This window comes from Vibrio sp. FF266 (assembly GCF_041439695.1).
GTDB classification, from domain to species: domain Bacteria; phylum Pseudomonadota; class Gammaproteobacteria; order Enterobacterales; family Vibrionaceae; genus Vibrio; species Vibrio tasmaniensis_A.
Window position 1 is genome coordinate 35964 of sequence record NZ_JBGOOO010000027.1, and the last position, 25405, is coordinate 61368.

Annotated in this window: 22 protein-coding genes; 15 read left to right on the top strand and 7 right to left on the bottom strand. The window is 39.9% G+C overall.

The genetic code is table 11. The annotated features are described in order from the left end of the window. Positions 1-16 precede the first annotated feature (16 nt). From ACED59_RS17765 to ACED59_RS17775, 3 genes are read left to right on the top strand one after another with little or no spacing between them, the layout of a single operon-like run. Positions 17-973, top strand: a complete 957-nt coding sequence (locus tag ACED59_RS17765; RefSeq protein ID WP_017097380.1) for a glycosyltransferase — start codon at positions 17-19, stop codon at positions 971-973. After that, positions 963-1850, top strand: coding sequence for a hypothetical protein (locus ACED59_RS17770; RefSeq protein WP_017097379.1), 888 nt, complete (start codon positions 963-965; stop codon positions 1848-1850). The genes ACED59_RS17765 and ACED59_RS17770 overlap by 11 nt, the downstream gene beginning before the upstream one ends. Positions 1851-1857: 7 nt before the next feature. Continuing rightward, positions 1858-2532, top strand: a complete 675-nt coding sequence (locus ACED59_RS17775; RefSeq protein ID WP_017097378.1) for a CatB-related O-acetyltransferase — start codon at positions 1858-1860, stop codon at positions 2530-2532. Between the two features lie 61 nt (positions 2533-2593). Here the strand turns inward: ACED59_RS17775 and lpxM are convergent, their stop codons facing one another. Beyond that, entirely contained in the window at positions 2594-3547 is a 954-nt protein-coding gene (lpxM, locus tag ACED59_RS17780; protein ID WP_371705030.1) for a lauroyl-Kdo(2)-lipid IV(A) myristoyltransferase, read from the bottom strand. A gap of 75 nt (positions 3548-3622) precedes the next feature. Continuing rightward, positions 3623-4564 carry an ADP-glyceromanno-heptose 6-epimerase gene (gene rfaD / locus ACED59_RS17785; protein ID WP_029223856.1) on the bottom strand — a complete coding sequence of 314 codons (942 nt, stop codon included), beginning with the start codon at positions 4562-4564 and terminating at the stop codon, positions 3623-3625. A 343-nt stretch (positions 4565-4907) separates the two neighbouring features. On the opposite strand from rfaD, the gene rffG reads away from it, so the two are divergent. The 5 genes from rffG (at position 4908) to ACED59_RS17810 (ending at position 9298) form a co-directional block, all read left to right on the top strand. Further along, positions 4908-6002 (top strand): dTDP-glucose 4,6-dehydratase, encoded by a 1095-nt coding sequence (gene rffG / locus ACED59_RS17790; protein ID WP_017097375.1) that lies wholly within the window; start codon positions 4908-4910, stop codon positions 6000-6002. Beyond that, the gene (gene rfbA, locus ACED59_RS17795) at positions 6002-6877 is read left to right on the top strand and encodes a glucose-1-phosphate thymidylyltransferase RfbA (protein ID WP_017097374.1); all 876 of its coding nucleotides are present in this window, start codon (positions 6002-6004) and stop codon (positions 6875-6877) included. The genes rffG and rfbA overlap by 1 nt, the downstream gene beginning before the upstream one ends. Beyond that, a complete protein-coding gene (rfbC, locus tag ACED59_RS17800) occupies positions 6864-7409 on the top strand; it encodes a dTDP-4-dehydrorhamnose 3,5-epimerase (RefSeq protein ID WP_017097373.1) in 546 nt (181 codons plus the stop codon). The genes rfbA and rfbC overlap by 14 nt, the downstream gene beginning before the upstream one ends. 18 nt (positions 7410-7427) lie before the next feature. After that, the gene (locus ACED59_RS17805) at positions 7428-8552 is read left to right on the top strand and encodes a DegT/DnrJ/EryC1/StrS aminotransferase family protein (RefSeq protein WP_017097372.1); all 1125 of its coding nucleotides are present in this window, start codon (positions 7428-7430) and stop codon (positions 8550-8552) included. A gap of 107 nt (positions 8553-8659) precedes the next feature. Then, positions 8660-9298 carry a TetR/AcrR family transcriptional regulator gene (locus ACED59_RS17810; protein ID WP_029223855.1) on the top strand — a complete coding sequence of 213 codons (639 nt, stop codon included), beginning with the start codon at positions 8660-8662 and terminating at the stop codon, positions 9296-9298. A gap of 237 nt (positions 9299-9535) precedes the next feature. Here the strand turns inward: ACED59_RS17810 and ACED59_RS17815 are convergent, their stop codons facing one another. From ACED59_RS17815 to ACED59_RS17835, 5 genes are all read right to left on the bottom strand, one after another. Next, positions 9536-10687 (bottom strand): murein hydrolase activator EnvC, encoded by a 1152-nt coding sequence (locus ACED59_RS17815; RefSeq protein WP_277814471.1) that lies wholly within the window; start codon positions 10685-10687, stop codon positions 9536-9538. A gap of 73 nt (positions 10688-10760) precedes the next feature. Next, positions 10761-11582 carry a serine O-acetyltransferase gene (gene cysE, locus ACED59_RS17820; protein ID WP_009847961.1) on the bottom strand — a complete coding sequence of 274 codons (822 nt, stop codon included), beginning with the start codon at positions 11580-11582 and terminating at the stop codon, positions 10761-10763. Positions 11583-11844: 262 nt separating this feature from the next. Then, on the bottom strand, positions 11845-12891 hold the full coding sequence (gpsA, locus tag ACED59_RS17825) for an NAD(P)H-dependent glycerol-3-phosphate dehydrogenase (protein ID WP_032499719.1): 1047 nt from the start codon (positions 12889-12891) through the stop codon (positions 11845-11847). A gap of 178 nt (positions 12892-13069) precedes the next feature. Beyond that, positions 13070-13537 (bottom strand): protein-export chaperone SecB, encoded by a 468-nt coding sequence (secB, locus tag ACED59_RS17830; protein WP_009847959.1) that lies wholly within the window; start codon positions 13535-13537, stop codon positions 13070-13072. A gap of 99 nt (positions 13538-13636) precedes the next feature. Next, positions 13637-14071, bottom strand: coding sequence for a rhodanese-like domain-containing protein (locus ACED59_RS17835; RefSeq protein WP_016786319.1), 435 nt, complete (start codon positions 14069-14071; stop codon positions 13637-13639). A gap of 306 nt (positions 14072-14377) precedes the next feature. Here ACED59_RS17835 and manA point away from each other — a divergent pair, with 306 nt between their 5' ends. From manA to ACED59_RS17870, 7 genes are all read left to right on the top strand, one after another. After that, positions 14378-15580, top strand: a complete 1203-nt coding sequence (manA, locus tag ACED59_RS17840) for a mannose-6-phosphate isomerase, class I (protein ID WP_017097368.1) — start codon at positions 14378-14380, stop codon at positions 15578-15580. A gap of 123 nt (positions 15581-15703) precedes the next feature. Continuing rightward, complete coding sequence (locus ACED59_RS17845) at positions 15704-17104, top strand: mannose-1-phosphate guanylyltransferase/mannose-6-phosphate isomerase (RefSeq protein WP_017097367.1); 1401 nt, start codon at positions 15704-15706, stop codon at positions 17102-17104. Continuing rightward, complete coding sequence (gene cpsG / locus ACED59_RS17850) at positions 17104-18489, top strand: phosphomannomutase CpsG (RefSeq protein WP_017097366.1); 1386 nt, start codon at positions 17104-17106, stop codon at positions 18487-18489. Before ACED59_RS17845 ends, cpsG begins: the two co-directional genes overlap by 1 nt. Continuing rightward, a complete protein-coding gene (locus ACED59_RS17855) occupies positions 18489-19283 on the top strand; it encodes an ABC transporter permease (RefSeq protein WP_017097365.1) in 795 nt (264 codons plus the stop codon). Before cpsG ends, ACED59_RS17855 begins: the two co-directional genes overlap by 1 nt. Next, on the top strand, positions 19283-20566 hold the full coding sequence (locus ACED59_RS17860) for an ABC transporter ATP-binding protein (RefSeq protein WP_371731369.1): 1284 nt from the start codon (positions 19283-19285) through the stop codon (positions 20564-20566). Before ACED59_RS17855 ends, ACED59_RS17860 begins: the two co-directional genes overlap by 1 nt. Next, positions 20563-22311 carry a hypothetical protein gene (locus tag ACED59_RS17865; RefSeq protein WP_371731370.1) on the top strand — a complete coding sequence of 583 codons (1749 nt, stop codon included), beginning with the start codon at positions 20563-20565 and terminating at the stop codon, positions 22309-22311. Before ACED59_RS17860 ends, ACED59_RS17865 begins: the two co-directional genes overlap by 4 nt. After that, positions 22308-25379 carry a glycosyltransferase family 4 protein gene (locus tag ACED59_RS17870; RefSeq protein ID WP_371731371.1) on the top strand — a complete coding sequence of 1024 codons (3072 nt, stop codon included), beginning with the start codon at positions 22308-22310 and terminating at the stop codon, positions 25377-25379. Before ACED59_RS17865 ends, ACED59_RS17870 begins: the two co-directional genes overlap by 4 nt. Positions 25380-25405 lie beyond the last annotated feature (26 nt).

Consider the following 25405-nt stretch of genomic DNA (forward strand, 5'->3'; position numbering starts at 1 on the left):
GATTATGAATATTTTAATGTATACAAGAGCCACGTTACCTGTGGTGAATTACGGTGGAACGGAACGAGTCATTTGGGACTTGGTTTATGCTTTGCATCTTGCCGGGCACCGAGTGACTCTGCTCGCTGGCAAAGGCACAAAGTGTGATTGGGCGAGAGTCATAGAGTATCAACCGAATGTACCACTGCAAAGTCAGCTTCCAAATGATATTGATGTTGTGCATTTCCACTCTGATCTAGAGCCTATCTCTTATCCCTACATTTTAACGCAGCATGGTAATTCAGACGGCCCTATTGACCCTAATACCGTCTTTGTTTCATCTCAGCATGCAAAAAATCATGGTGCACAAGCTTATGTTTACAATGGCTTGAATTGGGACAACTACCAAAAGCCTAACTTTAACTTGAAACGAGAACGTTTCCATTTTCTTGGGAAAGCGGCGTGGCGAGTTAAAAATGTTCAAGGTGCCATTGATATTACCAAGAAAGCTGGCCAGCAGCTTGATGTGTTGGGCGGCCATCGATTGAACCTAAAAATGGGTTTCAGGTTAACGTTAGATCGTCATGTTCGTTTTTTAGGGATGGTGGACGATAAAACGAAATCTCAGATCATGACTCAGTCAAAAGGTCTGATATTCCCCGTGACTTGGCATGAACCGTTTGGCTTAGCGATTACAGAGAGTTTGTATTTTGGTTGTCCAGTGTTTGGTACACCCTATGGCTCACTGCCGGAATTAGTTTCTGGTGAGGTAGGTCTTTTATCGAGCTGTGAACAAGAGCTCGTAGAAGGGATCTTAAATTCTGACACCTATGATTCAGCTCGTTGCAATGAATACGCGAGAGATCAATTCAATGCCGATGTCATGGCTGCAGCGTATGTTAGTTATTACGAGAAGGTAGTTGAAGGTAGTAAAGCCAATAGTGCATTAGGAAGTATTGTCGAGTCTTTTAAAAGGTTGCCTTATGAACGATAAATTGAAACCGAAACTGGTTTTTGTAGGCTATAAGCAACAGTATGAAAAACTAGAAATTGACGTCCTATCGTCTGATTATGAAAAGCATCATATATTCCTAAGTAAGTGGCTAGTTAAATTAGTTTCCTTTTTATTTTTCTATAGTAAAAAACATTATCATGAGGCTTATGGAGCGATCATAAGACGAAAAATAAAGGCACTAAATGGCTTCGATGTCATATTCACCACCGATTCTCTGAGAGATATAAAGTCGATATCAAAGATTGATGGGAGGAAGGTGATTGTTTTTAGAAATGTCACAGATGGAAGCCTGAACCATCACCTAAAAGGTTTTGAAACATATACTTTTGATGAAGGTGATGCAGCAAAGTATGACTTTAAGCATATTTACCTACCTATGCCTCAACTAAAAATCATCGATGAGATAGAAAGAACATCTGATTTCGATGTTTCTTTTGTCGGCGTGGATAAAGGAAGGAAAGAAAAGGTTCAGAAAATAAAAGGTGCATTAGATGGTTTTAAGTGCAATTTTATTGTTTTTGACAAGAAACCGTCTTATTCCTATGTTGAATACCTAACCGTGATGCTCAATACCAAATGTGTATTGGAAATGGTTCTTGATGGACAGACGTCTGATACTATGAGGGTTAAAGAAGCATTGTATGCTCGAAAAAAAGTAATCACGAATAATACGAGTCTTTATAATCACCCTTTATACTCAAAAGATAACTTTCTTATATTTGACTCTCTAAATGAACTTACTGGTAGTATGGAATACTTTATTTCTAGCGAGTTTGACGAATCAGTTTTGATTAAGCTTGAAGATTACACTGTTGATGGTTTTTATCACAAACTCCTATCTGGTAATGGCGAATAGACTCATTATGAAAAAAATCATACGCAAGATTAAGAAGCTAATATTCATTCGTGATCAAAAAAAACAGAAGAACTTCCTTTCTCGAAAATCAAACTTTACAGACACTCAATTTGAAGGCTGTAACTCTGTAGCAAGCGATTGTGATGTGAATGCTTCATATATTGGCTTCGGTACTTATATTGATACTCATTGTAATATGAACAATGTCAAAATAGGTCGTTTTTGCTCGATTGCTAATAATGTGAAAATTGTCCTAAATAACCACCCGGTTAATGATTATGTGTCGACTCACCCTTGCTTTCATCGAGCAGATCATCGATTGATGCAGAAACAAGGATTGGATTTTAACAAAGGTACTATTTACTCGCATACTAAGTATGTTGAGGAGCATTACCAAGTTGTTGTTGGATCCGATGTTTGGATTGGTGAAGACGTGAAAATATTCCCAGGAGTGACTATCGGGCATGGTGCAGTGATTGCAACAGGTTCTATTGTGACCAAAGATGTAGAAGCATTCAGTATTGTGGGTGGTGTTCCAGCGAAGGAAATTAAGAAGCGCTTTACTGAAGACGAAAGGGAAGCTCTTTTAATGGAACAGTGGTGGGAGTGGCCACTTGAAAAGATCAAAGAGCATCAAGGGGCCTTCATTAACATAAAAGATTTCAAACGATTGATTAGCTAGAGTTTTCTAATTAATCAATCGAGTCTATATGCCTACGTGTGGGTTTATACCTATATGTAGGTTAATAACCCACATATGGGTCTTGTCCGTTCCTACGTGTTTTTAACAACTTTAAAATCCACATGTACTGCTCAGGTTTCGGATTAACAAAACCTTCAACGACTTCATTCATTGCCCTAGCGTCTTGATGTTCATCGCCGGATAACTCAATGGGTGCTTTGATTTCAATTTCGTATTTACCCGTCTCAATATTATAGCTGGCAAAGGTTGGAACGATCTTCGCTCGGCTTACTTTTGCTAGTTTTCCAAGTCCAGGCAAGGTTGCTTTTTCAGTCGCAAAGAAGTCTGAGAATACACTTTGTTCTGGGCCATGGTCTTGATCTGGCAAGTAATATCCTAAGTAGCCATCTTTGACTGATTTGATAAAAGGCTTAATGCCGCCACTGCGATCATAAACTCGTCCGCCATACTGAACTCTTTGCTTGTGCATTAACCAGTCGGTCAGAGGATTTTTCTGGCTATTGGCCATCGCAGAAACGGGTAAGCCTCTTGAAGCTAAAAGGATCGCCGGAATGTCGATGCACCAAGAGTGAGGTACTAGCAAAATAGCACTTTGATTGTCTTGCTGTAGCTGCTGTAAGTGTTCTAATCCAATGATTTCTGAGTGCCTTTCAAGCCAACGTTTACTGCGTAATGATATAGCAGGAAAACCAAGTAAAAAGGCGCCAGCAGTTGTTAGGCAATTGGTTAGAATAGTTTCACGCTCTTGAACAGACTTTTCTGGAAAACAAAGCGCGAGGTTTATACGTGCCTTTTGTACTGAGCCACGTTGCTTCTTCGCCATTTTTGTCGCCACGAATTTTGCGATGGCTACTCGAATCGAGTTTGGCAGCAAAGAAATGGGCAGGCATAGGCATAGCCCGAGCCAAGTTCCCCAGTGTTTTGGTGATAAAAACGCACTGATGAATTTAGGGTTGTATGCTTTAGGATCGTAGTCGTCGCGTTGAGTTGTCACTGTAAACCTTTAACTGGCGATATAGATTGAACAAGCTAACAGTATACAGTTAGCTTGTTTTCGGGAGAGTGTAATCTAGCGATTAACTGACTGCATGTACTCGCTGACGCCTTCAGCAACCGATTTAAATTGAACATCGCAACCAGTATTACGCAACTTAGTTAAATCAGCTTGAGTAAACTCTTGGTAAGCGCCTTTCAAATGCTCAGGGAATGGGATGGTTTCAATCTGTCCCTTACCGTGATGTTTAATCACCGCTTTTGCGACTTCTTCAAATGATTCGGCATTACCTGTACCTAGGTTGAAGATACCTGATACGCCATTTTTTAAGAACCACAGGTTTACGGCCGCAACATCACCAACATACACAAAATCACGCTTGAAGGTTTCGCTTCCTGCGAATAATTTCGGGTTTTCACCTGCGTTCATTTGATTGTTTAGGTGGAATGCGACAGAGGCCATGCTGCCTTTGTGCTGTTCACGTGGACCGTAGACATTGAAGTATCTAAAACCAGTGATTTGAGAAAGCGTTTCGTTGTGCGCGGCTGCATCTGCAGTTAGGCGACGCACATAGTTATCAAATTGCTGTTTTGAATAGCCGTATACGTTTAGCGCGCCTTCGTACTGCGGCTCTTCGATAAAGGTATCGGTTTCACCATAAGTGGCAGCAGAAGAAGCATACAAGAAGGGGATCTCGCGCTCGATACAGTAATGCAGTAACTCTTTCGAGTATTCGTAGTTGTTTAGCATCATGTATTTGCCATCCCACTCTGTGGTCGCAGAACATGCACCTTCATGGAAAATAGCCTCAATATGACCGAAATCATCACCAGCCATAACTTGAGTTAGAAAGTCATCACGATCCATGTAATCGGTGATATCTAGATCAACCAGGTTCTTAAATTTTTTGCCATCTTTTAAGTTGTCGACAACTAGAATATCGTTGTGGCCTGCTTCATTGAGCGCCTTAACAATATTGCTGCCAATCATGCCTGCACCACCAGTTACGATAATCATATTTCTTCCTACTTTTTTGAATACAAACTCACACGAGTATAGCAAGGAACAAACGAAGCGAGCTAGCGGAATAATTCTTTAATTCTAGTGTGATATGATTGTGTTAATCTAGTCATTATTACTTATCTCAAACTCGAGTTTATGGAGGCTAGTATGATAGTTCTCTACTTTACGAGTTTGTGCGAAGGTCATCGCATGAGATTTATTGCGGTAGTAATTGACTCGGAGCTATTTGAGTTAATGAAACTTAGAGTTGGTGCTAATAGCTCAAACTCTACTTGAATAGCGAGCGACTGAGTTACACAATGAAAAGAGTTTTGTCACTTTATATTTTAGGGTTTTTATGAAGATATTAGTCACAGGCGGTGCTGGTTTTATCGGTTCTGCGGTCATTCGTCACATTATTAACGATACATCTGATAGTGTTATTAATGTCGATAAATTAACTTATGCAGGTAACTTAGAGTCTCTTGTTGAGCTTGAAGACCATGAGCGCTATGCATTTGAAGCGGTCGACATTTGTAATCGTACTGAACTAGACCGTATATTTGAACAGCATAAACCCGATGCGGTGATGCACTTGGCGGCTGAATCTCATGTTGACCGTTCGATTGACGGCCCTGCTGCATTTATCGAAACTAATATTGTTGGTACATATACATTACTTGAAGCGACTAGAGCCTATTGGAATGAACTCTCTGAAAGTGATAAAGCGGATTTTCGTTTCCACCATATCTCTACTGACGAAGTCTATGGCGACTTAGAAGGTACGGATGACTTGTTTACCGAGACGACGTCGTATGAGCCATCAAGCCCATACTCAGCTTCGAAAGCTTCTTCTGATCATCTCGTCCGAGCTTGGCTACGCACCTATGGTTTACCAACCGTCGTAACTAATTGCTCAAATAACTACGGCCCTTACCACTTCCCTGAAAAATTAATCCCATTGATGATCTTGAATGCACTCGATGGAAAACCTCTGCCAGTGTATGGCAACGGTATGCAAATCCGTGATTGGTTATTTGTCGAAGACCACGCTCGAGCGTTGTACAAGGTGGTCACTGAAGGTGAGGTAGGTGAAACCTATAACATTGGTGGTCACAATGAAAAAGCAAACATTGATGTAGTAAAAACGATCTGTACATTACTTGAAGAGTTGGTGCCCAATAAGCCAGACGGTGTGGGTAACTACCTTGACTTAATAACTTATGTCACTGATAGGCCTGGGCATGATGTACGCTACGCCATCGATGCGTCAAAGATTGAACGAGAATTGGGTTGGAAGCCAGAAGAAACTTTCGAATCAGGTATTCGTAAAACTGTCGAGTGGTACTTAGATAATAAACAATGGTGGTCACGAGTATTAGATGGCTCTTACGCTGGTGAACGCTTAGGTGTTTCTTCAGATTTAGTTGTAAATGGTAAGGTTGATAAGTAATGAAAGGGATTGTTCTTGCTGGAGGCTCAGGCACGCGGTTGTATCCACTCACTCGCGGCGTATCAAAACAGCTTTTGCCCATCTACGATAAGCCGATGGTTTTTTACCCAATCTCGACGTTAATGCTAGCTGGTATCAAAGATATTTTAATTATTACGACACCTGAAGATAACGCTGGTTTCCAACGCCTACTTGGTGATGGCTCAGATTTTGGCATCAACCTTGAGTATGCAATTCAACCAAGCCCAGATGGTTTAGCGCAAGCCTTTATCATAGGTGAAGAGTTTATTGGTGATGACAGTGTTTGTTTGGTGTTAGGGGATAACATCTTCTATGGTCAGGCTTTTTCTAGAACTCTACAAAATGCAGCTTCAAAAGAGTCTGGAGCAACTGTTTTTGGTTATCAAGTCAAAGATCCTGAGCGTTTTGGTGTGGTCGAATTTGACGAAAAAATGAGAGCTGTTTCGATCGAAGAAAAGCCTGATGTGCCAAAATCTAGCTATGCGGTAACTGGTTTGTATTTCTACGATAATCGAGTTGTAGAAATGGCAAAAAAAGTAAAGCCATCTCATCGAGGTGAGTTAGAAATTACCACTATCAATGAAATGTACCTAAACGATGGCTCACTGAATGTAGAGCTATTAGGTCGTGGTTTTGCGTGGCTAGATACAGGTACTCACGAAAGCCTTCATGAGGCTTCATCTTTTGTGCAAACCATCGAAAATGTACAAGGGCTAAAGGTTGCTTGTTTAGAAGAAATAGCTTGGCGTAATGGGTGGTTAAGTAGCCAGGATATATCAAACTTAGCAAAGCCTATGCTAAAGAATGAATATGGACAATATCTAGAGAGGCTTGTAAACAGTGAAAGCAACTAAGACTAAATTAAAAGACATTTTGATAATTGAGCCTAAAGTTTTTGAAGATGAGAGAGGCTTTTTTATGGAAAGCTTCAATCATTCAAACTTTGAAAAATTAATTGGCCGAAGCGTTCAATTTGTTCAAGATAACCACTCTAAATCAGGTAAGGCTGTGCTTCGAGGCCTGCATTATCAAATACAGCACCCGCAAGGCAAACTTGTTCGAGTTGTCCGTGGAAAAGTTTTAGATGTCGTGGTCGATCTACGGGCTGACTCTCCAACCTATAAACAGTGGCAATCGTTTGAACTGAGTCAGGAGAATAAGAAGCAATTATGGATCCCTGAGGGTTTTGCTCATGGTTTTCTGACGTTGACAGATGAAGTCGAGTTTTTGTATAAAACAACCGATTATTACTTCCCACAAAGTGAACGTTCTATTGCCTGGAATGATCCAGAATTAAAGATCGATTGGCAATTAGATGAAGAAAGTTTGATCGTTTCAGATAAAGACAAGAATGGGCTGCTACTTAAAGATGCTGAGCATTTCTAAAAAATAAGGCTTTATAAGATGACAACGCAATTATTTGTTCCAAAGTTTCGTGTTGATGAGTGTCTAGAGCATGTAAGAGAGTGCCTAGAAAAAGGCTGGACAGGAATGGGCTTTAAAACTGTCGAAATTGAGGATGAATGGAAAAAGTATACTAGCCTACCTCATGCTCACTTTTTGAGTTCAGCAACAGCGGGCCTTCACCTCGCATTTGAAGTCTTGAAGCGTGCGCATAATTGGAGTGATGGCGATGAAGTTATATCTGCATCTTTAACATTTGTCTCTACTAACCACGCTATTAAGTACGCTGGTCTAGAGCCTATTTTTGCTGATGTTGATGAGTACTTATGCTTAGACCCTCAGAGTATTGAAGAAAAGATAACAGATAAGACTAAAGCTGTTGTTTTTGTGGGGCTCGGTGGAAATACTGGTCAACTTGAAGCGGTGGCAAAGCTGTGTAAAGAGCGTGGGTTGGCTCTAGTATTAGATGCGGCGCACATGGCCGGGTCAAGGTTTGAGGGAAAGCACGTAGGTTATAATGCTGATGTCACCGTGTTTAGTTATCAAGCTGTAAAAAATATGCCTACAGCTGACTCTGGAATGATTTGTTTTCAGAACCCAGAATATGATGCGTTAGCACGTAAACTAACTTGGTTGGGTATTAATAAAGATACTTACGCGCGTACAGCCGCACAAGGTGCTTATAAGTGGAAATATGATGTTGAAGATTTAGGCTTTAAATATCATGGCAACTCAATTATGGCCGGTATGGCTTTAGTTGCACTTAAATACTTGGATAATGATAATTCTTATCGCAGACAGTTAGCTAAGTGGTATCGTGAAGAGTTATCTGAATGTGATAATGTAAAAATAGTTCCGATTGCTCAAGGGTGTGAATCATCGACACATTTACTTCAAATACGAGTTTCAAATCGAGATGAGTTACTAATCAAGCTAAATGAAAATGATATCTATCCAGGTGTGCATTATACAGATAATTCAGAGTACAAAATGTATGAAAAATCTGGTCGTTGCCCAAAAGCTTTGATAGCCAGTAATGAAATCATTTCATTGCCAATGCATATGGGCATAACAAGGCATGATGTAGTAAATGTAGTAAACATGGTGAAAAAGTACAGTAAATAAACTGTCTGCCATGTAGCTATAGCTAATTCGACCAGATGTGAACAGGTCGATCTATCTGTTTAGTGGCGATATACTGAACCACTAAACGGATAGGGATACTAATGCTAATGAAAACACGTGACAAGATTGTTTACGCAGCTCTAGAGCTTTTTAATGAGCACGGCGAGCGTAGTATTACGACCAATCATATTGCTGAACACATCGAAATCAGCCCCGGAAACCTCTACTACCACTTCCGCAACAAACAAGAAATTGTACGTGATATCTTTACTCTCTACTCGACAGAGTTACTTGAAAGATTTACTCCGATTCAAGGGCAGCAAGAAAGCCTGACGCTACTAAAGAGCTACTTAGATTCCATCTTCACGCTGATGTGGAAGTACCGATTCTTCTATGCGAACCTGCCTGAAATATTGTCTCGTGATGAAAAACTGCATCTTGATTACATGGCCGTTCAAGAAAAGCTGCAAACGAATCTTGTGGATATTATGAGAGTATTTGTTGAGTTGAATTTGCTAAAGGCAACAGATGCAGAAATGAAGTCGATGGTCACATCTCTTCACTTGATCGCATCAGGTTGGTTGGCGTATCAGTCGGCGATGTCCCCAAAAGCTCAAATTACTGAGCAAGTTGTGCATCAAGGAATGTTGCAGATGATCGCTACGGTTAAGCCGATTGCAACGACTCAAGGCTTTGAGCAACTGACATTGCTAGAAGATGGTGTGAGAGCGTTGAACTCTAAGTAGTCTGCTTAAAAAGTATATTTTAAGTAGTGCGTCATTCCCTACAGCGAGGGACGAGCGTGATAGTGAATCTTTTTATGTCGTGTTTCGAAAGGTGATTCACGGCAGTATGAGGTAGAGATTCCAGATATTTAGTTCTTCAATTCTGGAATGACTCAGTCTGATAAATGCGAGTTCAGAGGTTCCAACGACTTGGTTTTGCTTTTCTTCTCTCGGTTACTCGCATCCCGTATTTGCTCTTTATCGAACCAACCATCTTTTCGGGTTTTGAGCTTGGCTGTTTCTACGAATTTCAAAGTACAGCGATGGTCGGGTTTGTCCACCAGTGTCACCGGCGAGAGCTATCGCCTCACCCGCTTTAACCTTGTCACCTTCTTTCTTTAAAAGCGCTTGGTTAAAGCCATACAGTGTCATGTCGCCTTTACCGTGATCAAGCAGTACCACTAAACCATAACCACGCAAGTACTCGGCAAATACGACCGTTCCCGAGTATACGGATTTTACTTGTTGACCGTATTTCGCTTTGATCACCATGCCTTTCCAATTTACTTGACCAGTTTGGCGTGAGCCGTAGTTATGCAGAACTTTATCTTTGATTGGCCAAGGCAGTTTACCTTTACGTTTGGCTAAGCCATCCATAGGGACAGTATTGCGTCTCTCTCGTGCGGCTTTTTCTGCTTTCGCTATTTCGGCTTTTAGGCGAGTTTCATTACGTTGAAGTTCGGCTAAGTAATTTTTGTCGCCAGAGATGTTTTTCTTAATACTGCCGACGGTCTTTTTACGCTGTGTTTGGGTCTGCGATAGTTTGTTGCGCTTTGCTACCTGTTGATTTAACAGCGCTGCTATTTGTTCTTGCTCAAGTTGGCGTTGCTTATGGCTTTCTTCTAATTCAAGTTGAGTTTGTTCGATCGTTTTGATTGTTGCAGAACGCGCTTTGGCGAGGTGTTGGTAATAGTGACTAATGCGGTCTTCTTCAACGCCAGTATTTAAGATGTGAGAAGAGGCTTTGGCTCTGCTGGTCATGTAGTAAGTCTGAATCAGCTGCTCTAACTTGTCGGTATGGGCTTTTTTCTGTGTTGTAAGCGCTTTAATCTTATTATCTAAGCTAGCAACATTAGCATTGGCGGTATTGAGTTGTTTCTTACTTGTTTTAATGGCTTTTTCAAGCAAGGAGATAGAGAGCTCTTGTTGCTTGAGGTTTGCTTGTAAATTGTCGAGCTTCTTCTGTTGTGAGGATAGTGTTTTTTGTTGACGAGATATCTCACTCGACACACCTTTCAGCTCCCCTTTCGATGCGGCAAGTGGCGATGCAGAGAAAAGAACAGCGCAAAGGCTGGCAGATATCAAAAGAACAGTGCTAATTACTTGGACTGGTTTCATCATTATCGTCATGTTGCTCTTATTAGTTTTCAGCATCTGCTCTTAAGTCTTTCGTATCTTGGCTCATCGAACCTAGGGTCAGCTCTTATATTCCATCACCATGAATGAAATTTTGCGAGCGACCATTGAAGCCTTGGTCCATATCTAAAGATGGTTTATCTGTTTTCGGTTTTCCGACAATTTTTGCAGGAACGCCTGCGACTGTTGTATGAGGTGGTACGGCTTGTAGTACAACAGAGCATGAACCAATCTTCGCGCCTTCACCTACTTCAATGTTGCCGAGTATTTTAGCACCGGCCCCAATCATTACGCCTTCGCGGATTTTGGGGTGACGGTCGCCGCCTTCTTTACCAGTACCACCAAGGGTAACGTCTTGAAGGATCGATACATCATTTTCGACGACAGCAGTTTCACCAATCACGATACCAGTGGCGTGGTCGAGCATGATAGCTTTACCGATACGCGCGGCTGGGTGAATATCAACTTGGCAAGCAACTGAAATTTGGTTTTGTAGGTAAGTAGCAAGTGCGATACGCCCTTGTTTCCATAGCCAATTCGCTACTCGGTAACCTTGCAGAGCGTGGTAGCCTTTCAGATAAAGTAGAGGCATCGAGTACATCTCGACCGCAGGATCTCTATTTACCGTCGCGCAAATATCACAAGCTGCCGCATCGATAATCGATTGATCCTGCTTAAATGCTTGTTCAACCACTTCACGTACTGCCATTGCTGGCATTGAAGCCGTCTTTAGCTTGTTTGCTAGGATGTAGCTAAGGGCTGCGCCTAAACTTTCATGGTTGATGATCGTGGCATGATAAAAACTCGCAAGCATAGGTTCTTGCTCTGACTGCTGTCGAGCTTCCTTCACTATGCATTGCCAAACTTTTTGCTGTTCACAGTGTTTCATTTTTCCATCCATTCTTTTAAATCAGATACGCGTAGCGAGATGATAGATACGAAGAGCTTAGAAAAGCCAATTAGCGTAAATGAGATTCCAGATACTTCATTCTTCAATGACGAGCATTATATTAACGTCATCTTCAAGAGTGAGGAACGAGCGAGTTGGAGAACTTTGTTCGGGTCATTTACTTTATGCTATTCGCATCTTGATTACCCGTACCTTTAACTCTCTTCGTATCTCGCTTACTCTAATTTCGTATCTGCTCTTACTATCTTTCTGACTTTTTGTCTCTAGCAAGCAGATCTTGTGCTGCTAGGTGTGCATCTTTCCCTTGATACAACACTTGATAAATCTGTTCAACAATGGGCATTTCAACGCCCATACGCTCTGATAGTAACCAAACTTCTTTGGTGTTGCGATAACCTTCCACTACTTGGCCAATTTCTTCTTGTGCTGTATCTACATCTTTACCTGCGCCAAGTGCCAAACCAAAGCGACGGTTACGTGATTGGTTATCAGTACAGGTTAGCACTAGGTCACCCAATCCAGCCATGCCCATGAAGGTTTCTGGTTGCGCACCAAGAGCTGCGCCTAGTCGACTCATCTCAGCTAGACCGCGAGTGATAAGTGCAGTACGTGCATTGGCACCAAAACCAATACCATCCGACATGCCAGCACCAATGGCGATGACATTTTTCACTGCACCACCAAGCTGCATGCCAATAAAATCTGAATTTGCGTACACACGGAACGTTTTGCCACAGTGAATTTTTTCTTGAAGTTGCTCAAGGAATTCTGCATCAGGGGAAGCCACAGAGATTGCCGTTGGCATACCCATCGCTAGCTCTTTGGCGAAGGTAGGTCCTGATAGAACTGCTAACGAGTACCCATCACCAAGCACATCATGAGCGACATCTTTTAGCAGGCGACCAGTTTCCGGCTCTAAACCTTTAGTAGCCCAGCAGATACGAGAACAATCTGTTAAGTGAGGCTTAAGGCTATTTAAAACGATACCAAATACGTGGCTAGGGACGACAACAAGAAGATCACGACTTGCTGTTACTGCCTTCTCAAGGTCTGACTCGATGATCAGACTTTCTGGGAAGTCGATATTTGGTAGAAATTCATTATTTGCGCGCTCAGATTCGAGACGAGCCATGTGAACAGGATCATGCCCCCACAGAACAACGTTTGCACCGTTACGCGCTAGAGAGATAGCTAGAGATGTTCCGTAAGAACCTGCGCCAATTACTGCCATGGCGATCTCTTTGCCGTAAGCGTTTGTCGAGATTGTCGGGTGAGTTGTTTCTGTCATGCTTCCACCTAAAAATAATGAGGGAAATCGAAGAGTCTTGGAAAAGCTATCCACTAAAATCAGAGGAGCTTTCAATTTTAGTACAGTGTAAAGAAAAAATGCACATCGCAGAAGTTGCGATGTGCACTTAAAAGCTAACTAGCGCTTGAATCGTTAGAGTTAAGCTCTACTTTGAGACTTAAGCTTGTTCGCCTTCAGCTTGTTGAGCTTGGTTTTGTAGGTAGTTCATGAACAAAGCATCAAAGTTAACTGGTGCTAGGTTCAGTTGTGGGAACGTACCTTTAACCACTAGGCTAGAAATCGTTTCACGAGCGTATGGGAACAGGATGTTCGGGCAGAATGCACCTAGGCAATGAGCTAGTTGGCCAGCTTCCATTTCGCTTGCAGAGAAGATGCCGCCTTGTTGAACTTCACAAAGGAATGCAGTGTCTTCTGCGTTTTTAACCGTAACCGTTAGACGTAGGATTACTTCGTACACGCCTTCGCCAAGTTCACGGCTTTGAGTGTCTAGGTCCAGTTTTACATCTGGGTTCCACTCTTTTTGAAACATGTCTGGAGAGTTTGGCGCTTCGAAAGATACGTCTTTTAGGAAGATACGTTGGATTGCGAAGTTCTGTTGTGCGTCTTGTTGTGCTGCTTCAGCCATTTTCTTGTCCTTAAAAATTTATAATTAGGTTTCGTTCGCCATCTCTGTTGAACAAAACCTTAAAGTCATATTCGTTTAGTTAGGTCAGCTTACCTTTAACTACTTTTTACCTTTCACCAAAGGTAGGTTAGCTTCGCTCCAAGCCACTAAGCCGCTTTTCAGCACGCTTACGTTTTCGAAACCAGCTTTAACCAGTAGGTTAGCGCTTTCTTGAGCTGTTTGACCTGTCTTACATACTACGATGATTGGGTCGGCTTTGTGGCTTTCAAGGCTACCAAAGCTATTTGCTTTGATATCTGACGGCAAAATGTGAACTGCGTCAGTAATATGGCCCTTTTTGAACTCATCCTTAGTACGAATATCAACCACAACACCGTTTTCACGATTAATCATGTGTGTGGTTTGCGCTGCCGTGATCTCTTTGTAAGCGGCGTTTGATGTCTTGATAACGTTCGCAATGATGGCAACAACCAAGCCGATCCATACGATGGCTAAAATCATATTCTCTTGAACAAATGGAACTAACTCTTGCATATCTTGAACTCTTATTCGTTATTGGGCGAAAAATTATAGGGTAGGAGTATAGCGAGGTTTTGGGTTTGGTGTATATAGAGCCGAAGTCATAGTTAGGTTCTTACCATTTAGACCTCAAAGCCATTACTGTGATTGGTAAGAGGAGAAATAGAATTTTTTTTGCTTCCTACTGAGACATTGGAGATAATAACATAAGTATTAAGCCATTCCTGTATATGCGTAGTGTGATTTCGCCTGATTATCAAAGGGCGGTAGCATGCCTATTTTTTGAGGTGGCTAAAATTTAAGGTGTCAGGAATTACATAAATGTTTGAAGCTGAAAAAGAAAAAAAATTTTTTGAGATGGATAATGTCATTCAAAATTTTGCTTGGGGTAGTAAGTCTTCGTTTAATCAGTTATTTGATATAGATAACATTGGCGATGAACCACAAGCTGAAATGTGGATGGGGGCTCATCCAAATGGGTGCTCAAAGGTTCAAAGTAGCGACTTAAAAGTATTATTGTCTCAATTGATTGATGTTCACAAAGATGAGTTTCTATCAAAGCAGATAAGTGAGAAATTTGGAGAGTTACCGTATCTATTTAAAATTCTAGCCGCTGAAAGTGCACTGTCTGTTCAAGTGCATCCGAGTAAAGAGGAAGCTGAGCTTGGTTTCCACAAAGAAGAGCAAGCTCAGGTTCCTCTTTCAGCTCATCACAGGAATTATAGGGATTCGAATCACAAACCTGAACTGGTTTATGCTTTAACTTCTTATCAAGCTATGAATGGTTTCCGAGCAATCCCTGAGATTATTTCACTATTTTCAGGTGTTGGGGTTCCACAGTTAAGTGAGTTGCTTGAACATTTTAATGCAAACCCTTCTTCAGAAGGACTTCGTGAGTTTTTTGTAGGTATCCTCTCACTGGAAGGGGATAACAAAGTCGAAGCCGTCGACTCATTAGTTTCCCAAATTGAGGATAATGTAACCCAAGAGTTGTCTTCACTAATCTTAACATTGTCAGATCAGTATCCTGGTGATGTCGGCTTGTTCACCCCATTAATGCTCAATGTCATTACTTTGGAACCTGGAGAGGCGATGTATTTAGATGCCAGAACGCCCCATGCCTATTTAAAAGGGACGGCATTAGAAGTTATGGCTAATTCTGATAATGTTCTTAGAGCAGGTTTAACCCCTAAACACATTGATGTTCAAGAACTTGCTAGTTGTACTCTTTTTGAGGAAAAGCCGTTTGATGCGCTAAAGTTAGCGCCGATAAGTGAGAATGGTGTTCTCACTTATCCCGTTCCGGTTCCTGATTTCAGATTCTCTGTTTATGAAAACCCGAATAATGAGCTTGTTTGTCCAGAAAGTGCCGAGATTTTATTGCCGTTGGATGCTGAACTGACGTTAACTCATGACTCTGGTGAGGTTGTGAAGTTGAAAAAAGGAAAGTCAGTTTTCATACCAGCATATGTTGATGAATATCGTATATCTTCGAAAGGAAATGTAGCTAAAGCTCATTGTTAATCCAGCGTATGACAACCAACTGTTAAGTAGTTTGGCGCTGTTTTTAAGCAATTTATTGTTATCCCTTGCTCTGACAACGAAGCAGGGGCCAAAGTATTGATTACAAATTAAAGAAGAAAAATTATGTTTATACCTGTCATTATGGCTGGGGGTTCTGGCTCTCGTTTATGGCCTCTGTCGCGTTCAGCGTTTCCAAAGCAATTTTTAGCGCTAGATAATCACAATTCATTAACGATGTTGCAGTCCACCTTAGATCGAATTAGTGGTATGTCGGCTTCTGAAGCGATCATTATTTCTAATGAGGACCATCGTTTTGTGGTTGCGGAGCAACTTCGTACTTTTGGGCAGGAAGCTCGTATTATCTTGGAACCGGCAGGGCGAAATACAGCACCGGCTATTGCATTGGCTGCAATGCAAGCTATGGCGCATGGTGATGATCCTGTGATGCTTGTTCTAGCCGCTGACCACATAGTACAAGATACGGAAGCGTTTCAAGATTCAATTCGTAAAGCTCAGGTTGTTGCAGATGCTGGTAAGTTAGCAACCTTCGGTATAGTACCAACTGCACCTGAAACGGGGTATGGCTATATTAAGCGAGGATCTAAAGAAGGTGATGCAGCTTATGTTGTAGACAAGTTTGTTGAAAAACCTCAACTAGAAGTTGCTGAACAATACGTTGCAAGTGGAGAGTACTATTGGAATAGCGGATGCTTTATGTTCAAAGCAAGTATTTTTCTTGAAGAGCTTAAGAAATATTCACCAGAAATTCATGAGTGCTGTTTAAAAGCAACAAATGGCACGACAGAAGATATGGACTTTATTCGTGTAGATAAGAGTGAATTCTTAAAATGCCCGGATGATTCGGTTGATTATGCTGTAATGGAGCGCACCGACAAGGCTGTAGTCGTTCCAATGGATGCAGGCTGGAGTGACGTTGGTTCATGGTCCGCGTTATGGGAAGTTTCAGAGAAAGATAGCTCTGGAAATGTGATTCATGGAGATGCGATAACAGAGGATACTGAAGGGTGTTACATTTACGCTCCGAATAAACTGGTAGCTTCTGTTGGAGTAAAAGACATCGTTGTCGTGGAGACCAAAGATGCAGTTTTGGTCGCTCACAAAGACAATGTTCAACAAGTGAAGAAAATTGTTGAGCATCTGAAGGCCGAAAACCGAGCTGAATTCAGAGAGCATAGAGAAGTTTACCGCCCTTGGGGTAAGTCTGATGCAATTGATGGTGGTGACCGATACAAGGTGAATCGTATTACCGTACAACCAGGTAAAAAACAATCACTCCAGATGCATTATCATCGGGCAGAACACTGGGTCGTTGTTTCTGGTACTGCCAAAGTAAGTAGCAATGGCGAAGAACAAATTATCTCTGAAAATCAGTCACTCTACATTCCAGTTGGCGTAAGTCATATGGTTGAAAACCCGGGTAAAATACCACTCGAGCTTATTGAAATACAATCAGGTTCATACCTAAACGAAGACGACGTAGTACGTTTAGAGGAAAGTAAATAATGACAAAGTTAACATGCTTCAAAGCTTATGATATTCGCGGTCAGCTAGGCTCAGAACTCGATAATGACATCGCGTACCGAATCGGCCGAGCTTACGGTCAGTTTTTAAAAAGTGAAAGTGCAGATGAAAAAACCATTGTTGTTGGAGGTGATGTTCGTCTTACGAGTGAAGAACTGAAACTCTCTTTAGCTAACGGTTTGATGGAGGCGGGTGTTCACGTTCTAGATATTGGCTTATCAGGTACGGAAGAAATCTACTTTGCTACCTTTCATCTAGGTGTTGATGGTGGTGTAGAGGTTACAGCTAGTCACAACCCTATGGATTACAATGGTATGAAGCTTGTTCGTGAAGGAGCAAGACCAATTAGTGGTGATACTGGGTTACGAGATATTCAAACGTTAGCGGAAAACAATGACTTCATTGACGTTGCTGTTAAAGGAACCTACAAGCAAATTAATGTTTTGAAAGAGTACACCGATCATTTGATGGGATATATTACGCCAGCTAATATCAAACCGATGAAACTGGTGATCAACTCTGGTAATGGCGCTGCAGGGCACGTGATTGATGCTCTTGAAGAGCGTTTTCAAGCACTGAATATTCCGCTGGAACTTATCAAAGTTCACCATGAGGAAAACGGTAACTTCCCTAACGGTATCCCAAACCCATTATTGCCAGAATGCCGTGCAGATACAGCAAATGCCGTAAAAGAACATAAGGCTGATATGGGGATCGCCTTTGATGGTGATTTTGACCGTTGTTTCTTATTTGATGAAAATGGCGACTTTATCGAAGGGTACTATATTGTAGGTTTACTCGCAGAAGCGTTCTTACAAAAAGAGAAAGGCGCGAAAATTATTCATGATCCTCGCTTATCTTGGAACACTATTGACGTTGTCTCCAAAGCGGGCGGTGTTCCTGTAATGTCGAAAACCGGTCATGCCTTTATCAAAGAGCGAATGCGTAAAGAGGATGCCATTTACGGTGGAGAGATGAGTGCGCATCACTATTTCCGTGATTTCGCGTATTGCGATTCAGGTATGATTCCTTGGTTGCTAGTAACCGAGCTGTTGTCAGTTAAAAGCATGAAGCTTTCAGAAACGGTTTCAGAGCGTATCAGCGCATACCCTTCATCTGGCGAAATTAACTCTAAGCTAGATAATCCACAAGAATCAATTGCTAAGGTTTTAGAGTCATACAAGTATGATGCCTTAGTTTTTGATGAGACGGATGGAATTAGTTTAGAGTTCGCTGATTGGCGCTTTAATTTACGTTCTTCAAATACTGAGCCTGTTGTGAGGTTAAATGTTGAATCTCGATCAGATATCGAGTTAATGGAAGAAAAAACTAAAAAAATACTAGATTTGTTAAAGGCCAGTCATTAATGAAAGGGTTATTATTAGCAATTTATAATTACAGAGGCTTTATTGTTGCTAGTGTTAAGCGAGACTTTCAGTCTCGCTATCAAACGAGTATGTTAGGCGCTGCTTGGTTGATATTACAACCTTTAGCAATGATACTTGTATATACATTAGTCTTTTCTCAAGTAATGAAAGCTAGGCTTCCTGGCGAAACTGGCCCATATGCTTATAGTATTTACCTTTGTGCTGGTGTTTTAACGTGGGGGCTGTTTGCAGAAATAATAGGCAGGAGTAAAGGCGTTTTTATCGATAATGCTAATCTACTGAAAAAAATGTCTTTTCCGAAAATATGCTTGCCTGTAATAGTTGTTATATCATCAACAATTAACTTTTTTATTATTTTCTCCTTATTTATTATTTTCCTGCTATCAATTGGTCAATTCCCAGGCAGTCTTATTTTCGATTTCTTAATTGTATTGACTCTGCAAATTATACTAGCTTCTGGGATTGGGATTATTGTTGGTATTTTGAATGTTTTCTTTCGAGATGTAGGACAATTTGTTGATGTGTGTCTTCAGTTCTTATTTTGGTCTACGCCTATTGTTTATGCTATTGATATAATATCTGATGAATTACATTCAGCCATAATGCTAAACCCAATGGCTAGACTAGTATCATCTTATCAAGAAATATTTGTACACAAGCAGTCGCCAGATTGGCAACTTTTATTTCCTGTATTAATTTTTGCGATATTTTGCTGTTTAGTAGGTCTAACTTTATTTCGTAAACATTCTTCAGATATGGTAGATGAATTGTAATGGGTAAAATCACAGTTAACAATGTTGGAAAAGCATATAAATTATATAACTCAAGGTTTGCTCGGTTTATTGAATGGATATCGCCATTTACTAAACACAAATTGAAATGGATTTTAAGTGATATCAATTTTTCTATTGAACCTGGAGAAGCCGTTGGTGTAGTTGGTATTAATGGTGCGGGTAAAAGTACACTACTAAAAATGATAACGGGAACAACTCAACCTACTGACGGAGATATCATGGTTGAGGGGCGCATTGCTGCGTTACTTGAACTTGGTATGGGCTTTCACCCTGATTTCTCTGGGCGACAAAATGTATATATGGCAGGGCAGCTTCAAGGGCTTACCAGTGAAGAGATAGACTCATGCTTCTCTGAAATTGAAAGCTTTGCCGATATTGGTGATTATATCGATCAACCAGTTAGGGTATATTCAAGTGGGATGCAAGTTCGATTAGCATTTGCTGTTGCAACTGCAATTAGACCAGACATACTCATTGTTGATGAAGCACTATCCGTTGGAGACGCTTCTTTCCAACGCAAATGCTTCCGTAGAATCGAGGAATTTCAAGATAAAGGTACTACCTTACTTTTTGTGACTCACGATATTGAAAGTATGAAACGGATTTGTGATAAAGGCCTTTTATTAAACAACGGGAAATTGGCAGCCTTTGGAGATGCAAAAAGTGTTGCTGATCAGTATGAAAAAGAACTATTTAACTCCGATAATGAAATTGACAGTTTAGATGAAATAGACAGTTTAGATGAAATAGACAGTTTAGATGAAATAGACAGTTTAGATGCAATAGATCCAGAACTGATTAGTGACTGTGAAATTCAATATGGCGATAAGAGAGCAGAAATTAAAAACCTTTGGTTGGAAAACATAAAAAATAAAAAAACCAATGTATTCTCTAGTCGGTCTAAAATTATACTCAAATACAATGTTGCCTTCAAAGAAGATGTAAATGATATTATATTTTCTTTTATGATAAAAACAAAGGATGGAATTTCATTACTTGGTGTGGATACCGTAGATTACAAGTTAGAAAATAAAAATCACAAATCAGGAGATGTGGTTGATGTTGAATTTGATATCGAAAACTCTTTTGCACCTGGAACCTACTACATTAATGTTGGCCTGAGGGATGATAGTGAAGATTCGCCTATATTTTTACATCGAAGAGTTGATGCATTGATTTTTAGAGTTATCGAAGATGAGTATACTTATGTGAAATATGGATTGGTAAACACACCAGTTAACTTTGCATTGAAGAAAGCGTGAGCAATATGAAAATAAATAATGATAATGAAGTAATTTTTATTCATAGTATATTCAGAGCGAGTAGTACTTATATTTTTAAAAAGTTTAGAGAAAGTAGAGAACGATATACTTGCTACCAAGAGCCCGTTCATGAAATCGGTATTATGGCATTGGACGACCATGAGGTTTTAAATCAAGATACCGGAAGTGAAAAGAACGATCAACTAAGACACCCAATCTTGGAAAAATCATATTTTCATGAGTTATACAAGATCTCAGATAAAGCATTACCTTACTTAAATCAAGATGATATATACGATAATTATTTCAACACGAACGTTGAATCGCTATGTGATTATCTAAATATTCTTGTAGAGAATAGTGAACATCGTTGTGTGATTCAAGAGTGTAGATTGAGTTCAAGAATGGCGGCTATTAAAGACAAAATGGCAGGCACGCACCTCTATCTGTGGCGAAACCCATGGGATCAGTGGTGGTCATACAAAGTAACTGATTATTTTGACACCGTGAATTTACTAATCTTATCGGCGAGTCCACAGCCAGATGTTATTAAGAAAATTTCTGAAAAGATCAACATAACTAAATATGGTAATGATGATCTTTTAAGTCGGTTCTCCCAATTGATGAAAGTTAAATTAAGCGCTGAAAATAGCTATTTAGTTTTTTATGCCATTTGGTTATCTAGCCTAATTGAGGCTCTGGAAACTGCTGATTATATTTTTAACATTGATAAGCTATCAACATGTGATGATTATAAAGAGTTAGTATCAGAAGAACTTAATAATATGGGAATTCAAGGTGTTGATTTCTCGGACTGTCAAGTTCCGCAGTGTCAGTTTACAAATAAAGATGTTGAGTTCTTCTCAAATATTGAGTCTACAATTCATGAACTATTTTTAGAAAGTGGTTACGATAGCGAGTTATTAGAAAACGTATTAGCTTTTAAAGATGAATATCTCCCTAAATATTCAAAGCTTGATACTAACTCAATACTAAAAGATTCAGAAAGAGCCAGAGAGCTTGCGAGAAACTATATGACAGAGCTTTCTATTTGTCATCAAAATTTAGAAACTTGTCGTCAAAGCTTAGAGTCTTGTAACCAAAACCTAGAGAATTATAACCAAAGCTTAGAATTGGAGAAGGATAAAAACAACATCTTGTCTGTTCAGTCAAGACGAAAGGTTAATAAAATAGAAGTTAAGTTAGCTAGATTTGAAACGAAAACTCGCAATGCTGAAATGAGAGGCAATGAATCAGAAGTTAGAGCGAATGAAGCAGAAGCTAGAGCGAATGAAGCAGAAGCTAGAGCGAATGAAGCAGAAGCTAGAGCGAATGAAGCAATAGCTGAGGCAAGTGTAGCGCTCGCTAGTGTTCATGCAGTCGAAGCTAAATTGAGTGAAGCTGAGGGAATGATTAATGCAATTCTAAACTCAAACTCTTGGCGTATTACAAAACCGATACGATTTTTAGTGCGCTTACCGTTTCGTATAGCAAGAAAATTGAAAAGACTCTTTTTAAAGGTTGCCCGTCGGTTAATTAGGTACCCAATTAAGGTAATTATTAGAAACCCGACGCTAAAAGAACAAATATTAAAATTGATCAGAAAAAGCAGTAAATTAGAGCAATTTACTAGAGTTATGTACATAAGTAACAATGAATCTTCCATAATGCCTGTTGATACTGAGGTCTTAACAGATAGAGGGAATGAAATATTAAATACAATTAAAAGAAATAAAAAATTATGAAAATTTTAATTGACTTACAATCTTGTCAAAGTCCTAGCCGCTTGAGAGGGATTGGACGTTATTCATTAGACTTAGCTTTAGAATTGATTTCAATTGGTAGTGATAAGCATGACTTTCATATACTACTTAATTCTAACTTATCTGAATCAATATTACCGTTGAGAACGGTATTCGAGCCTATTATAGGTTGTGAAAATATCCATACTTTTTCCGGTTTACCAAGAACATCGGGTCTTGAAAATAATATTGAGCTTATACGTGCGACAGAAAAAATAAGAGAATATGAGATTAATTTAATTAATCCGGATTTTGTTCATGTTAGCAGTTTGTTTGAAGGCTTTGACAATAATTCAGTCGTTAGTATACCTGAGATAAATTCAATCCCTACCGCTGTTACTGTATACGATTTAATCCCGCTAGTTAATGAAAAAGAGTACCTGAAAATCCCGCTGCATAAAGCATGGTACTATGAAAAAGTTGAACAACTGAAGCGTGCTGACCTTTTATTTGCAATTTCTGATAGCACCAAGAGAGAGTGTTCTGAGTATCTAAAACTAGGCAACGAAAAGTTGTCGAACATATCATCTTCGGTATCTCATACTTTCTTAAATGCTAAGCTTTCAGAGGCTAGCTCTGATGAAGTTTTAGATAAATTTAACATTTGCGGCAACTATCTTTTATATACAGCGAACCTTGATAAAAGGAAAAACATTGCTGGTTTACTTGAAGCCTACTCACTGCTTGATAAAGAGATCAGAAGTTCTTTTAAATTGGTTATTGTTTCGTATATTGATGAGGAACGAAAGGCGACTCTAAACAAAAAGGCGAATAAGCTTGGTGTTTTACAAGATGAATGGACGGTTACAGGGCATGTAAAAGACGAAGAACTAGCTGTTTTATATAACCGATGTAGCTTATTTGTCTTTCCATCTTTACATGAGGGGTTTGGTCTGCCATGTCTAGAAGCTATGGTATGTGGTGCTCCTGTAATTGGTTCTAATGTAACAAGCATTCCTGAGGTCATTGGGCTAGAGAGTGCGTTGTTTGATCCTCTTAACTCTCTTGATATGGCAAAGGTGATTACAAAAGCAATAACTGATTCGGAGTTTAATCAGTTATTGCTTAATAATTCTAAAAAAAGGGTGAAAGAATTTTCGTGGACTACGACTGCTGAAAGGTTTCTTCAAGAAATTGAGTCATTTACCCTTCCGGATAAAGCATATATATCAAAGGAAGAGTTGTATCAACAGTGTATTGAGGGTGTATCTACACCTGCTGTTCTATCAGACACTGATCTTTGTAATATTGCTAGTGCTATTGATCAATCAGCACCCAAAAGTCAGCCTGAATTGCTAATCGATATAACGGCATTAGCGGAAAGTGATGCAAAGACAGGAATTCAACGAGTCGTCAAGTCTATTATCGGACAAATGTGTGGGCTCAAGCTTTCACATCAAATGAGACTGATCTACCTTGCATCTGATGGCAATTATTATTATGCGCGTGATTATGAGAATAAATACGAGCACATAAAAAGTGTGAACCAAGGTTATGTTCAACCACATTCAAGTGATGTTTTCGTAGGGCTAGACTTAGTCGCTCACGCGGCAGAACGGACTGGACAAATATACAAGAAGTGGCGTGAAATTGGTGTTTATATATGCATTGTTGTTTACGATATTTTGCCAATAACAATGCCTACTTTCTTTCACTCTGGAATTAGAGACGCTTTTCCATTGTGGGGAAAAATGATTTCTGAAAGATCGGATCTACTTCTTTGTATATCAGAGTCGGTTGCTCATGAGCTCGAAGAGTTCATTCTATCCTCGTCAGTCGTTCGAGAGTTACCTTATACCATTGAACACTTCCATTTAGGAGCTGACTTTTCGGCTTCACCTTCAGAAGATACTCAATTAGAGGTTGAAGAGGAAGGCCTAAAAGGAATAGATTTATCTAAAACCTTTTTGATGGTTGGGACAATTGAACCACGCAAAGGACACCAGCAAGTTGTTGATGCATTTGAAAGATTGAGTGGCTCATTCGAGGGTTATACCTTACTTATAGTCGGTCGGGTTGGTTGGAATACTGAGAGTCTAATTAAAAAATTAGAGTTAGCTAATTTACAAGCATCAAACATCAAATGGTTGAGTGACTGCGCAGACGAAACGTTACAGTACCTATACAAAAATGCTCGAGCTTTAATTGCCGCTTCTTATGGTGAGGGGTTTGGTTTACCTCTGATAGAAGCTGCTCAATACGGAATTCCTATCATTGCTCGTGATATTCCGGTATTTCGTGAGGTAGCAGGACAACATGCATACTTTTTTGAAGATAGTATCGAGTTTGAAGTGGTTAAAGATGCAGTTATCAACTGGTCGAACTTATACGATGCGGACAAACACCCTGTATCAATCGGTATGCCTTGGTTAACATGGGAAGAGAGTGCGTTACAATTTCAGTCGAAACTAATGAGAACTAGTCCAATAACTTATAGTTTACCTGATGTAGATGTAGATGTAGATGTAGATGTAGATGTAGATGTAGATGTAGATGGTGAAAATGAAGCGCCTCAATTAAATATGGAATTGTTAACTGAAATCATGCCTGATGTAAAATTAAAGAACACTCTATTTTTAGATATTAGCTCCTTAGTGCATTTTGACCATGCGACGGGAATACAACGTGTGGTTAGAGCAATATGTGATGTTTTACTAAAAGAAAACCTTGAAAATTACGATTGCCAAGTCGCGTTTTCATATCCTGGTGACAATAATTACTACTATCCGAATATAGCTAATGGAAACTTTTCAGTTCCAGATATAAATACGCAAAATAGCAATGTTATAGAATTTAAAGATGGTGATATTTTAGTTTTCCTAGATCTTCATCCCGATAATGGATTTTCGAAAAAGAACTTAATACAACAATTGAAGCAAAGAAATGTAAAGTCATACTTTGTTGTTTATGATTTGCTTCCTATATCACACCCTAACTACTTTGTACTCGAGCTTGTCTCTAGTTTTAATCAATGGTTAGAGGGGCTTTGTTGCGTAATTCAGTGGAACTAAATCCAGAACCTACGATCTGATCAGCT